Below are 13,912 nucleotides of genomic sequence, written 5' to 3'. Positions count from 1 at the left end.
AACTGGCGCTCATGCGGCTCCTTAGATTTATTCCCATACAGCTGACCTTGTTTTTGGTAATTGGCATTTTAATTGGCCATTACCTGAACGTTGAAAGCACGACTATGTTCGTTGCTACACTTTTGGGCATTATCACCCTAGCCCTTCTTTTTATTCGTAAGAAGCCAAGAGGCTCCCTTGCCTATCCCATAGTGGTCGCACTAACCACAGTGTTTATGGGTATGCTTGCGGTTTCATTGTCAATGCCTAAAAATCAACCAAATCATTATTCCCACTTTAACACGTATCAAAAAGAGCTTTGGCTTCTAAAAGTTCGGGAAATTCTAAAACCAACCCCATTTTCAAATCGTTATGTAGTCGATGTCAAACGTATGGATAGCCTTCAAGTCTCAGGAAGAATCGTCGTTTCAATTTTAACTGACAGTGCTACCCAATCACTTGATGTCGACAACGAAATTTTGACCTATGGTATTCTTGATACCATATCCCCTCCAATGAATCCACATCAGTTCGACTACAGACAATATTTGGAAGACTTGGGCATCTACCATCAACTACAGCTAAAAAACAACGAGTTTGCCATAACCAAAACGAGATCAACAACCCTGCACGGTCTGGCGGCCAAGCTTAGAAACCTTATAATAGCCAAACTAGAAAAGGCTCATTTTGGAGCCGACGAACTGGCGATTATTCAAGCGCTTTTATTAGGGCAACGAAACGACCTTTCAGAAGCTACTTATACGAACTATAAAGATGCGGGTGCCGTTCATATCTTAGCCGTTTCAGGTCTGCATATAGGCATTATATTACTCTTACTGCAATTTCTGTTACGTCCATTAGAGCTATTACCACATGGTAGAACCCTAAAGCTCGCCATTATTCTTATACTACTTTGGGCCTTCGCCTTTTTGGCGGGGTTATCAGCTTCGGTCACAAGAGCTGTCACCATGTTTTCTTTTGTGGCTTATGCGTTGTATTTAAACAGACCCAGTAACACGTTTAATATTTTGGCACTATCGATGTTCGCCATCCTATTGGTTGTAAACCCGAACCTGCTGTTCCAAGTAGGTTTCCAAATGAGCTATGCTGCCGTGTTTTCGATTGTGTGGATATATCCCCTGTTCCAAAAATTATGGTCTCCCAAAAATGGCATTCTTCGAAAAATATGGCAACTACTTGCCGTAAGCCTAGCTGCTCAGGTAGGGGTCGTACCTATAAGTCTTTTTTATTTTCATCAATTTCCCGGACTGTTCTTTATTTCAAACCTTTTGATAGTGCCCGCTTTAGGATTAATTCTAGGGATGGGCATTTTAGTCATCGTCTTGGCATTATTAGACCTTCTTCCCGATTTTTTGGTTACTATTTACGATACGCTAATTTTTTGGATGAATGCCATCATAGCATGGGTGGCACAACAGGAAGCATTTCTTTTTAAGAATATTTCCTTTGATGGTGTACAAATGATAGTAGCTTATTGTGTCTTGATAAGTTTGGTATGGTGTCTTATCACGCCTACATTCAAGCGAATGATGGGCTTAGGGCTAAGCATTATTGCTTTTCAGGCTTGGTTGTTTTACATCAGCTATCAAACCCAGAAAAAGGAGGTTCTTTTTGTAGGCCATCAAACAAGGAACTCCGTTTTAATACATCAAAAGGGGAGTCAGCTCTTTGTCATGGCCCAAGACACCAATAGAATTAAGCCAATGGCCACAAATTATCAAATTGGTGAGCATATAGCGTCAATCAAGTACAGCCCTTTAAAAAATAGCTATGAGTGGCAAAACAGCCAGATACTTGTAATCGACAGTTTAGGCCTTCATGCCCCAAAAGAGTTCCGCCCTGATTATGTGTGGTTGACCCAATCACCTAAATTAAATTTAAACCGATTAATCGATTCGTTGCAACCCCGATTTATCATTGCCGACGGTAGCAATTACAAAAGTTATATTATGCGGTGGTCGGAAACTTGTGATAAAAGAAAACTCCCTTTTCACTATACAGGTGAAAAAGGAGCTTATTATTTTAAAGAAAAACCATGATAAATTAGACTTTTCGGTGCCTTCGGACCTAGTTTGCTATTTTGCGTTCATCATCTTCAGCGCCATGAGTCAACGCCTTTAATTTTTTAAGGAATACCCAAATCAACAATCCAAAAAGAATACAAAATAAGGCGATTCCCGTAAATACCTTGTATTCCCCGAACTGGGAAGCAGATTCACCTAATAATCCAGCCACTTTATTACCTAAGCCAGTGGTTGCAAAATAAAGCCCCATCATTAAGGATGCGTATTTGGCAGGCGCCAACTTGGTCACAAAAGAAAGTGACACCGGTGATAGACTGAGCTCCCCGACAGTATGAAACAGATAAGCCAAAATCAACCAATACATAGCTGCAGAACCAGATTCATGAAATTGAGCCGTAGCTGCGGTCATAAACAAGAATCCTATACCCATAATCATAAGTCCCATAATCATCTTAAAAAGAGAAGAAGCCTCTTTACCTTTCAGTTTCCGGTTAGCCCAGAAATTTGCGACTACGGCTCCTAAGGTTATTATGAAAAACGCATTAACCGATTGAAACCACGAAGCGGGAACCTCCCACCCCATTAACATCCTATTCGTATTATCCTTGGCAAAAATATTCATAAGCCCTCCGGCCTGTTCGAAGGCTCCAAAGAAAACGATGACCATGAGAAAAGAAAGGATCAATACGATGACCCGATCTTTTTCTATTTTCGTAAGCGGTCTCTTTAACGACTCTCGATCTTCTTCATTTTCAGATTTCCCTAAGTAGTCTCCAACACCTTGTAAATGTTTTTGGCCGTACAAAAACTGAACAAGACCTAGAAGCATACATATACCGGCAAGGCCAAAACCATAATGCCAACCATAGACCTCACCCACATAACCAACAATCAAACTAGAGAGAAAAGCGCCGATATTGATCCCAATATAAAAAATGGTAAAGCCTTTATCCCTTCGAATATCACCTTTAGGATATAGGCCACCTACCATTGTAGATATATTTGGCTTTAACATTCCTACCCCTGAAATTATAAAGCCAAGTCCCGTGTAAAATGCCCATAATTCCTCAATGGCTAAAATACTATGCCCTATAACCAATAGTATAGCACCGACTATCACTGCTTTTTTTTGGCCCAGCACTCGATCCGCAATGATGCCTCCTGGAATGGAGGCTACATATACCAACATCGTATACCACCCATAAAGTTTAAGTGCTTCCAAATTTGTCCATCCCAAGCCAGGGTTACTCTCCGTAGTCGCAGTTACCAGATACAATACCAAAATGGCCCGCATCCCGTAGTAAGAAAAACGCTCCCACATTTCGGTAAAAAATAAAACATACAGTCCTACAGGATGTCCAAAAAGTTCTTTTCGTTTTATAGGTTGAATCGTATCCGCCATAAATAATTAAATTATAAGTTATCCTTAATGAAATTAGTCATCATATTATAGAGGTGAACACGCGTATTACCACCATAAATGCTGTGATTTTTATCGGGATAAATTGCCCAATCGAATTGTTTGTTGGCTTGCACCAATGCTTCTATCATGCGCATACTGTTTTGCACATGTACATTATCATCGCCCGACCCATGGATCAAAAGATAATCACCTTTTAAGAGTTCAGGATAATTGAATGGCGAATTATCATCGTAACCACTAGCATTTTCTTGCGGTGTTTGCATGTAACGTTCCGTATAGATTGAATCATAAAAGCGCCATGAGGTTACCGGCGCCACGGCAATCGCGGTCTCAAAAACATCATTACCTTTTAAAATACAATTGGTAGACATAAAACCCCCATAACTCCAACCCCAAATTCCAGTTCGTTTAGCATCGATATATGGAAGTTCACTTAACTTCTTAGCGGCAGTAATCTGATCTTCAACTTCGTATTTGCCAAGTTCTTTCTGGGTAATTTTCTTAAAATCGCTGCCTTTGAAACCAGTACCTCTTCCATCAACGCATGCTATAATATAGCCCTGCTGTGCCAACATTTCGTGCCAGTAGTCATTAGAAGCCATCCAGCGGTTTGCAACACTCTGCGAGCCCGGACCACTATATTGGGTCATGAACAACGGATATTTTTTTGAAGAATCAAAATCTTTAGGTTTGATCATATACATATTTAGATCATTACCATTTACCTTCAAGGTAGAAAACTCCTTAAAACTGATATCATAACCACTTAACTTCTGCTTTAACGCAGCATTGTCTTTGATACTCTTTAGTTTCTTACCGGTCAAGGCCAAATGCAACGTGTAAACCGGCGGTGTTGCAGCATTGGAATACGTATTGACGAAATAAGTAAAATCTGCGCTGAAATCAGCTGTATTTGTCCCTTTGTCGGCAGCTAGCGCCTCTTTATTCTTGCCACCGCTTGATATACTATAAACACCTCTATTAATCGAGCCATTTTCAGTTGATTGATAATAAACCCTATCTTCATTTTGATCGTATCCATAATAATTGGTGACTTCCCATTGACCTTTTGTTATCTGATTCATCAATTGGCCCTCTTCATTATACAGGTAAATATGATTATTTCCATCTTTTTCGCTGGTCCATATGAAACTATCATCAGCTAAGAAAGTCAAATTATCGGTAACATCAACATAGGCCTTGTCTCTTTCTTCAAGCAACAATGAAACGGAGTTGTCCGTGGCATTAACCGCATGAAGCATCAAATGGTCTTGATGGCGATTGATAGTCTGTACGCTCAAATAGTTCGAGTTGTGCATCCATTTGATACGTGGAATATAGTAGGCGTCTCCTAAATCAACTTTTGAAATTTGCCCATCTTGAACATCGAAAATATGTAAGGTCACTATGGCATTGTTTTCTCCAGCTTTAGGATATTTAAACACATAAGGCCTTGGGTAGAGTTCCGCTCCATACACATCCATCGAAAACTCAGGCACATCGGTCTCATCAAAACGTAAGAACGCTATTTTAGTTCCATTCGAATTCCATGCAAAGGCACGCACAAAAGCAAACTCTTCTTCGTAGACCCAGTCGGTCACCCCATTGATGATTTTGTTTTTGACGCCGTCATCTGTAATTTGCCTTGTTTTTTTTGAGGTTATATCGAAAATGTAAAGATTGTTGCTCGATACATAGGCAACTTGCCTACCATCTGGCGATAGTAAAGGTTCTTGAATTTTGGCATCTGAAACCTTGGTCAAGCTTTTAGATTCAATGTCATAAACAAAAAAAATACCCAATGTTGAACGTCTAAAAATCGGTTCTACTTGGGTAGCCAAAAGAATTTTTGATTCATCTTCACTAAAGGAATAGGAAGAAAAATTTTGTATCGACTCCAAATCGCTTGAAGAAACAATGGTTTCGACCTTCTCTAAAGTAGTATAGTCATACTTGTCGAGACGACTGCTGCCATTAGACCTGTCTAAATTGAGAATGGTGTATTGCTTACCATTTTTCATCGATTGCAGTAGTGGCAAGCCTTCGGTATCAAATTCCCCTGCATAAATTTTTTCTACTGAAATCTGTTTCCCTTGCGCATTTATCGTTGCAAAAAAACCAAGGGAAAAAATCAAAAGAACATAAAAATTTTTCATCAAAATAAATTTTCACAGCTAGCAAATCTGATAGTTATCACATTGCGTATTAGCCGTCCATTTTATCTAAACACTCCAAAGAGCCTTCAAAAATCCTCAAAAATCGGTTCATTTTGTCAATTTTACTAATTATTCTTCTTAAAAAAGCGGGTCACGACATAAAAAGCACAATTTTAAGAGTGGTAAACGGTCGCCCGCATTTTCGTCATAATGCGTATCTTTGTCATAGTAACTACCAACCTTATGACTTCTCCTATTGAAGGATTTTCCAAACTGACCAAGAACGAAAAAATAGAGTGGATCGCTGAGCATTACACAGATAATTCCAAAACGACCAAGTCCATTTTAAAACGCTATTGGAACTCCGAAAACAAGCTTCAAAAACTGCACGACGAATTCATTGAGAACACAATTACCAATTTCTATCTCCCATTAGGTATTGCCCCAAACTTCTTGATTAACGACAAATTGTATGCCATTCCCATGGCCATAGAAGAAAGTTCGGTAGTTGCGGCAGCCAGTAAAGCGGCTAAATTTTGGTTGGATCGGGGGGGATTTAAAACCAAAGTGCTAGGCACGCAAAAAATTGGTCAAGTGCATTTCATGTACGTCGGAGATACTGAGAAACTGATTGCTTTTTTCAAATCGGTGAAATCAAAACTTATTTCAGATGCGGCCCATATCACAAAAAACATGGAGAAACGTGGTGGGGGCATCAAAGAGATAACCCTCCGCGATAAAAGCAACCAACTCAAAAACTACTTTCAGCTCCATTGTACATTTGAAACATTGGATGCTATGGGCGCTAATTTTATAAATTCATGCCTAGAACAATTTGCCAAGACCTTTAAAAAGGAAGCACAAATATTTGCCGTATTTACCGAAACGGAAAAAGATATCGAAATTGTGATGAGCATACTTTCGAATTACGTACCCAATTGTTTGGTACGCGCAGAGGTCAGTTGCCCTATACATAGACTAACGGCAAATGCTTCGATACCAGCGAGAGAGTTTGCCGACAAAATGGTCAGGGCCGTGAATATTGCCCAAATCGAGCCATTTAGAGCCGTCACACATAACAAGGGAATCATGAACGGCATCGATGCCGTGGTATTGGCCACTGGGAATGATTTTAGGGCCATTGAAGCAGGGGTTCATGCATATGCAAGCAAAGATGGATTATATACCAGCCTTTCACATGCAAATATCGAGAATGATATTTTTAAATTCTGGATTGAGGTACCCTTGGCACTAGGCACAGTAGGAGGGTTAACAAGTTTGCATCCAATGGTCAAACTGGCTTTAGAAATATTACATAAACCCTCGGCAAAAGAATTGATGCAAATAGTAGCCGTAGCCGGACTAGCACAGAATTTTGCAGCTTTAAGTTCATTGGTGACCACAGGAATCCAAGAAGGTCATATGAAAATGCACCTTATGAATATTCTCAATCAATTGGGTGCAACCAACGAGGAGAAACAGGTACTGAAACAGTATTTCAAAAAAAATACGGTCACACACAGTGCTGTTGTGGAAGCTTTTGAGAAGCTTAGAAAAGAACAATGAACCAGCAATTCTATAGCAACGGAAAACTTCTATTAACCGGCGAGTATGCGGTTCTCGATGGCGCATTGAGTTTAGCCCTGCCCAGTCGCTATGGGCAATCGCTTAAAATCTCAGCACACGCGTACCCTGAACTTCAATGGAGAAGCAAAGACGATAAAGGGTCAACTTGGTTCGAATCGGTTTTTGAGCTACATCCTATCGTGAAACAACAATCTATCGCTACAAAAACCAAAGGTCTAAAAGAACGGGAAACTGTAGCCATCGCCGAAATGCTTATTAAAATATTGACAGAGGCCCGAAAATTGAACCCTGAGTTTCTTTTAGGGAAGCAAGGGTATTCCGTTGAGACAAAATTAGACTTTCCCAGAAACTGGGGCCTCGGATCGTCATCTACGCTTATCAACAACGTCGCACAATGGGCACAAATCGATGCACAAACGCTCTTACAACGAACTTTCGGCGGCAGTGGGTATGATATTGCATGTGCACAGCATAACGGGCCAATTCAGTATCTAATCGAACCTAAGGGCAAAAGACCGGAAGTGAAAATGGTCGATTTTGACCCACCCTTTAAAGAGCAGCTATATTTCGTTCATTTGAACAAGAAGCAAAATAGCCGAGAGGGCATCGCCCAATACCGAAAACAAAAATTCGACACCTCTGAATTGGTGGAGAAAATATCAAGAATAACTCAAGACATCACCACTTGTAACACCTTGGTTCAATTCAACAGTTTAATTAAAGGGCACGAGGCAATTCTTTCTGAAGTACTTCAAATACCTACGATTAAAGAAAGTCATTTTTCCGATTTTGAAGGTGCTGTAAAAAGCCTTGGAGCCTGGGGAGGAGATTTTATTTTAGCAACGGGGGACAAGAAAACTCCACTTTATTTCAAAGAAAAAGGGTATGAAACTATCATACCCTATTCAAAAATGATTTTGTAGCTGACTATCAAGTTTTAAAACCTGTAGAAAACAGCTGCTAAAAGAAGGTGGCCCTTTTGTCTTCTATTTCGGCACGCTCTTTTAATGCGTTATAAACTTCAGTATTTACTCTGGCCGCATTAGTTGTTTTTAATGCATTGGCATAGGTACTATAGTTATCCAGTTTAGGAGCTTCGGTCTTCTTTGTTAGGGTTATCATGAAAATACCGCTATTTCCTTCTATTAGACCTGAAGTGTCTCCTTCTTTCATCGTAAACGCCCTTCCTACTACTTTAGGCTCACTACCAGCACCAGGAATTGTAGGAGACTTTACTGCAAGGGCCGAGGCTGTGGAAACAGCAACGTTATTGTCCTTTGCCAAGTCTTCCATAGTTTTTCCCTTGTTAGCTTCCAAAATTTGAGCTGCCTTACGTTCTTTTCGAATTTTAGGTAAAACCGTAGCAGAGGCTTCGTCAGCAGACATAAGTCCTTCTTCATATTTTGCAGTCAATTGTACAACCGCATATCCTCCATTGATATCAAAACGTTTGATATCCCCAATTTCAGAATCCCCTTTAAAAGCCCACTGAACTATGCTGCGTTGTGCGCCTAGCCCTGGTAGGTTTTCATCCATTGCCTTTATCTTATTCACGGGACGTACCACATAGTTGTTTTCCTTCGCTAAATCACTGAATGACTTTTCTGAAGAAGTCGATTCCATTTCAAATTTAGTGGCATCGGTAAACAAACCATTGCTTGTTTCTTCCGATGGTTGAATTTCCCTTGCCAAAGTAGCGATTTGAACAACATCTTCCTTATCATCGATTTTGATTACGTGAAAACCGAAATCGGTCTCTACCATGCCAATGGTACCGACAGAATTTTCAAAAGCGAAATCGTTGAATTCAGGAACCATTCTACCTTCTTGAAAATAACCAAGGTCACCACCATTAGGTGCTGACGGACCATCGGAATTATCTCTTGCCAATTCTACGAAAACAGCATCTTTTTTCTTTGCATCACGTAGTAATTCTTTAGCCTTCTTTTCAGCTTCTTCTTTTGTGCGCTTCACATCAGGGTTTGCCCTTTCGGCACCCTCGTACTGAATAAGAATATGGCTTGCCTTTACCGATCCATTTGGTTTTCTGTTGACCATTTTAGAAACTTTAAAGAAATCACCATCGCGATAGGGGCCAAAAAGCTCCCCTACTTTTAAGGTCATCAAAGTGTCTGCAAAATTAGATGGTAACTCCTTTTTTGCCCTATAGATCGTATCAAATTTCACATCTGAGTTTCTGTCAAGAAAATCAGTTATATTTTTTGTGTTTCTAAAACCTCTTAGAGTGTCGTTTTGATCATTTTGCGCATTGTACTCGATGGTATCGTCCATCAATTTGGCAATCTCATCCTCTACGGCTTTCTCATCTTCAGCAGATGGCTTTTCTTCAAAATAGACAAATTGAATATCTCTAGCCTTCTCTTGTTTAAAATCTTCCTTATGTGCTTGAATATAGGCCGAGATATCACTTTTAGACACTACAATAGAACTATCAGGTATAGACGTAAATGGTATTCTCACATATTTGATGTCCATTTTATCATTCGCAAGCTTATAATCCATCTCACCCTCTTTCAAAGTAGCACCAACCCCGGCTTTGACCAAGTTGAAATAAGTTTGCTCTTTGGCCATTTGAATTATGGCTTTTTCAGTTTGCAACCAACTATCATAACGAAGTGGGTTGGTCGCTTTCCAGCTTGCAACGGCATCTCTGAACATGTTTTCATCGAATACGCCGCTTTGATTTTGAAATTCAGGACTTTGGGCGTAACCGCTCGTTCTTAAAAAGTTAATAATCTGATCTTGCTCGATATCAACCCCTAAATCTTCGAATTGCTGCTCCAATATGCTGCTTCTTACCTGTTGCTCCCATACTTGATTAACAGTCTGCATAGTCGAACTTGATGGAGGAGCATTTCTTGTGGCAATCTCAAGGTTCTGCCTAAATTCGTCAATGGAAATCTCATCTCCATTTATTTCGGCGACCGTAGAGCCTATTTTCTCTCCTCCAAAACCAGTGCTGGTAAAAACCCCTGAAATCACAAATGCGAACAAGGCCAAGCCAATGATTAAAATCAAAACGGTTGTACGTTTTCTTATCTTCTCTAAAATAGCCATTTTATGGAATGTTTAAAATCAGGTGGCAAAACTACCACTTTTCTTTCATCTATCTAAAATTTTTTGTCTTAGGAATAAAAAACAAGCCACTGATTTTTATCGCCTTACCCATTTGGGCGTTTGATTAGCTGCCGCTCAGACCGACATGAAATGTTGAAGACTAATCTTTTTCAAGCACTTCTAGCTCAACCAAATCTATTTTCGTGTTGGAAACTTCCAGTATTGTAAATAAAAAGTGACCTACCTTTATCTCAGCATTTTTTTCAGGTATTTCGCCCGTTTCATTCACGATTAAACCTCCAACCGTCTCGTACTCATCATTTTCAGGCAAGTCTAACTTGTAGTTTTCATTGATATAATCAACCTCGAGACGCGCTGAAAATTTGTAGTGCGTGTCATCGATCTGCTCCTCGAGCAAATCGGTAGAATCATGTTCATCTTCAATTTCACCAAAAAGTTCTTCCACAATATCTTCGACAGTCATTAAGCCGGAAGTTCCACCATACTCATCCAATACTACGGCAATACTTTTACGTTTTTTTGTCAAAATGTTGAGAATACCGTGAATTAGCATTGTTTCAGGAACAAATTCTACTGGGAGGAGAATACTTTTTATCGTCTTTGGTTTCTTAAACAACTCATAAGAATGTACATAACCGATAATATTATCAATCGTGTTCTTATAGACCAATATTTTGGAATAACCCGTTTGTGTAAAAATCTTTGCCAAATTCTTGGGTGTCTCGTGAAGCTCGACAGCGGTGATTTCCGTTCTCGGTATCATTACCTCCCTTGCCTTGACTTCGGAGAACTCTAACGCGTTTTGAAAAATCTGTATTTCAGAATCTACCACATCTTCTTCCTCTACAGTTTCCATTTGCTCGGTGATGTAATCACCCAATTCTATTTTACTAAAGGCCAATTGTACTTCATCGCCATCCGTCTTAAAAATTGTTTTTAAAATAAAATCAGAAATCTTGATTACAAAATCAGATATCACCGAAAACAAAATATAAAAAAGATACGCGGGTAAGGCAAAAACCTTTAATAAGGTGTTCGCATATACCTGAAATAGTACTTTGGGTAAAAATTCAGCCGTCAACAATATTATTAAAGTTGAGATCAAAGTCTGAAAAAGAAGACTAAAATCTGTAAGCATTACGTTTATAAACCCATAGGCCGATGGCACCATTCCTTCGAACCACACCATCAACAGCTCACCCATATAAAGCCCGTAGACCACTAAAGCAATATTGTTGCCAATTAGCATCGTGGCAATAAACTTAGACGGTTTTTTGGTCAGGCGTGCAAGCACTTTGGCCAAAAAACCTTCCTGCTTCTTTACAATTTCGATATGTATTTTATTGGCAGAGATAAAAGCGATCTCCATCCCCGAGAAAAAGGCGGAAAGCAGTAAACAAGTTACAATAATAAATATAGCAATTCCCACGATTACCGTTGATTGTCTTGTTTTCTTTGTTCAAATTTCTTCCGATAATTCCTTCGAAAAAGAAACATCCCGACAGAAACTATTGCAAAAAAGACAAACAAATAGGCGTTTTGACGATCAGTATTCCAATCGGTGTAAATTCGATACAGTGAGAAAAATGCTACCCCCAAGTATAGATATTCGGTATACTTCAAAATTTTAATCATCAGCTTCTTCTTTTATCATCATTAAACCATTGGTCTTGTGCGCCTTTAAAAGGCTAAGGTCTTTATAGAAATCCATACCCTCTCCATCCATAACGGTACCGTCTTCAGGATTGGTATATTTAAATTTTTCTTGGGTAAAAATCCATTCGTTGTCTTGGTCATAATACAACTGGGAGGTTTCCAACTTTTTGCCATCATGTGATTCGATAATCACATTCCCTTGCAAATCTATCACATTTGATATGGAATATACAATTCCATAATCAGCCCTTATGATACTTTTACGATTCTCATCGTCAAAAAAGTCAACCTGAAGCCCTTCTGGAAAGGTCATGTGCGGAAAAGAAAGATTTTCATAGTTTTCCCCCACCGAACTAGTCAAAATCGCAATAACCTTTGAAGATGCGGAATCTTCACTATCTAGATCTTTTTGTGCTTTGGTACGCACCAACCTAAAGTTATGTGCGACACCTCTGGGGTACATTTGTTTCTGGGCTTCGTCTCCCACCCTTTTATAATTATCTTGACACGAAAAAAAAAGCATTGCCATTAAGATTAAAACGGCAATGCAATTCAATTTATTTCCAGAAAATAGTGTCACATCTTATAAATTGGGCACTTTTATGCTTCCGCCGACCCAGCAGCTGAAAGATATTGTCTTACCGGCATTTCCTGAATTAAAAATCTCGGTCTTAGAAGGTGCTTTCGCTCTATAACTCGCAGCAGCCTGATTGGCACTTGAACTTAATGCAGGATCAACTCTACCAGCTCTAACAGCCATGTCAGTGGCTTTCCAATACATCGCCTTTTTCTCAAAGGTTGTAGATCCACATTCATTGGCACTACTTGCATATAGGCTGGCAATCAACAAATAAGCCCTGCCGTTCGATGGATCTGCATCGATCGCCATTTGCGCATATTTTCTAGAAGTAGATTTACTCCCTTTTCTTTTATTGATAACAGCAACTTTATAGGCAATACCAGATTTCTTTTTTCCATCGGTCTGAAGACTCATAGCCTTATCGAAATCGGCCAATGCACCTTTAGTGTCACCATTCTTCATTTTTATCGTTCCGCTATAAACCCATCCTTCAGCAGAAGGATCTAAGGCCATTTGTGCGTCAAATAATTTTTGAAACATTGGATCGTCGGTACATTCTTTGTTGAACATTCTACCCACAGCGCGCTTTACCCAAGTAACGTCGCTTTTCTTTTCTTCAAAACTCTTTTCATATAAAGGAATCAAATTGTCGCAATCGGCCAAACTTCCTAACTTAGAGTCGATACTACCAGCAATTTTACCGTAGGATTCAGAATTAGTAGTTGCAATTTTCAACGACCTTTTCTCCTTCGAAGTAATCGTGCCCAATGAATCTCTCGGCAGTAACTTGGTTACAACAGCTGTCAACTCATTGTTCTCTTCCTCTATTTTGTCATTCACATCATCATAGACGTCGAATACTTCTTGCAAGTCTTTTTTACCAGACTTGTGCAAATCGACCAAACTGGAAAAATACAAATAAAGCGCTCTAGAGTTCTTGAAATTTTTACGGTCTTCTTGAAATGCCTTATGGAGCATTTCATAAATTTCAGAATCAGAACCCATTTTGTTCTCATATTTCAACAGAGCCTTGTCTATGGCCACCGTAGCCGGAGTCGCTTTTTTAGGAAAATACTTTGTGCTATTGTCATAAAGTGTCAATAAATCTTGTATGACGGCATCTTTTTCAGCTCCAGATGATTTTTCTATTTTATCTTTAAGAATACGTTCTCCATATAAGAAGTTAGCCCAGTTTACATCTGGACAGTTATCATACACCATTTTCCAAGGGGTATACGCTGCATCATAGTTTTTCACTTTGACATGCTCTACATAAATCGAAAGGTTGGTCATACATTCCTGATTTTGCGCTTGAGCATTACTAACTCCCATGAACCCCAAAAGCACTACCGCCGTGAAGTAAAATTTCCTTTTCATCTGATTAGAT

9 protein-coding genes are annotated in these 13,912 nt (G+C 39.4%); 3 read left to right on the top strand and 6 right to left on the bottom strand.

Annotated elements, in window-relative coordinates:
- Positions 1-11: 11 nt before the first annotated feature.
- On the top strand, positions 12-2,039 hold the full coding sequence (locus BLS33_RS07635) for a ComEC/Rec2 family competence protein (protein WP_089886948.1): 2,028 nt from the start codon (positions 12-14) through the stop codon (positions 2,037-2,039).
- Between the two features lie 28 nt (positions 2,040-2,067).
- Here the strand turns inward: BLS33_RS07635 and BLS33_RS07630 are convergent, their stop codons facing one another.
- Together BLS33_RS07630 and BLS33_RS07625 are read right to left on the bottom strand one after the other, a co-directional pair.
- Positions 2,068-3,426 (bottom strand): peptide MFS transporter, encoded by a 1,359-nt coding sequence (locus BLS33_RS07630; protein WP_089886945.1) that lies wholly within the window; start codon positions 3,424-3,426, stop codon positions 2,068-2,070.
- An 11-nt stretch (positions 3,427-3,437) separates the two neighbouring features.
- Entirely contained in the window at positions 3,438-5,603 is a 2,166-nt protein-coding gene (locus tag BLS33_RS07625; protein ID WP_089886942.1) for a S9 family peptidase, read from the bottom strand.
- Positions 5,604-5,846: 243 nt separating this feature from the next.
- Between BLS33_RS07625 and BLS33_RS07620 the strand changes: the two genes are divergently transcribed.
- Positions 5,847-7,169, top strand: a complete 1,323-nt coding sequence (locus BLS33_RS07620; RefSeq protein ID WP_089887163.1) for a hydroxymethylglutaryl-CoA reductase, degradative — start codon at positions 5,847-5,849, stop codon at positions 7,167-7,169.
- The gene (locus BLS33_RS07615) at positions 7,166-8,113 is read left to right on the top strand and encodes a GYDIA family GHMP kinase (protein WP_089886939.1); all 948 of its coding nucleotides are present in this window, start codon (positions 7,166-7,168) and stop codon (positions 8,111-8,113) included. The genes BLS33_RS07620 and BLS33_RS07615 overlap by 4 nt, the downstream gene beginning before the upstream one ends.
- Positions 8,114-8,150: 37 nt before the next feature.
- On the opposite strand, the gene BLS33_RS07610 is transcribed toward BLS33_RS07615, so the two are convergent.
- The 4 genes from BLS33_RS07610 to BLS33_RS07590 all read right to left on the bottom strand — a co-directional run bounded on the left by BLS33_RS07610 (position 8,151) and on the right by BLS33_RS07590 (position 13,902).
- Complete coding sequence (locus BLS33_RS07610; RefSeq protein ID WP_089886936.1) at positions 8,151-10,268, bottom strand: peptidylprolyl isomerase; 2,118 nt, start codon at positions 10,266-10,268, stop codon at positions 8,151-8,153.
- 160 nt (positions 10,269-10,428) lie between these two features.
- Entirely contained in the window at positions 10,429-11,718 is a 1,290-nt protein-coding gene (locus BLS33_RS07605; protein WP_089886934.1) for a hemolysin family protein, read from the bottom strand.
- Between the two features lie 198 nt (positions 11,719-11,916).
- Positions 11,917-12,525 (bottom strand): LPS export ABC transporter periplasmic protein LptC, encoded by a 609-nt coding sequence (gene lptC, locus BLS33_RS07595; RefSeq protein WP_262495062.1) that lies wholly within the window; start codon positions 12,523-12,525, stop codon positions 11,917-11,919.
- Positions 12,526-12,528: 3 nt separating this feature from the next.
- Positions 12,529-13,902, bottom strand: a complete 1,374-nt coding sequence (locus tag BLS33_RS07590) for a tetratricopeptide repeat protein (protein ID WP_089886925.1) — start codon at positions 13,900-13,902, stop codon at positions 12,529-12,531.
- Positions 13,903-13,912 lie beyond the last annotated feature (10 nt).

It is taken from the genome of Kriegella aquimaris (assembly GCF_900103215.1).
Classification (GTDB): Bacteria; Bacteroidota; Bacteroidia; order Flavobacteriales; family Flavobacteriaceae; genus Kriegella; species Kriegella aquimaris.
This window is presented reverse-complemented; position numbering and strand designations above follow the sequence as displayed.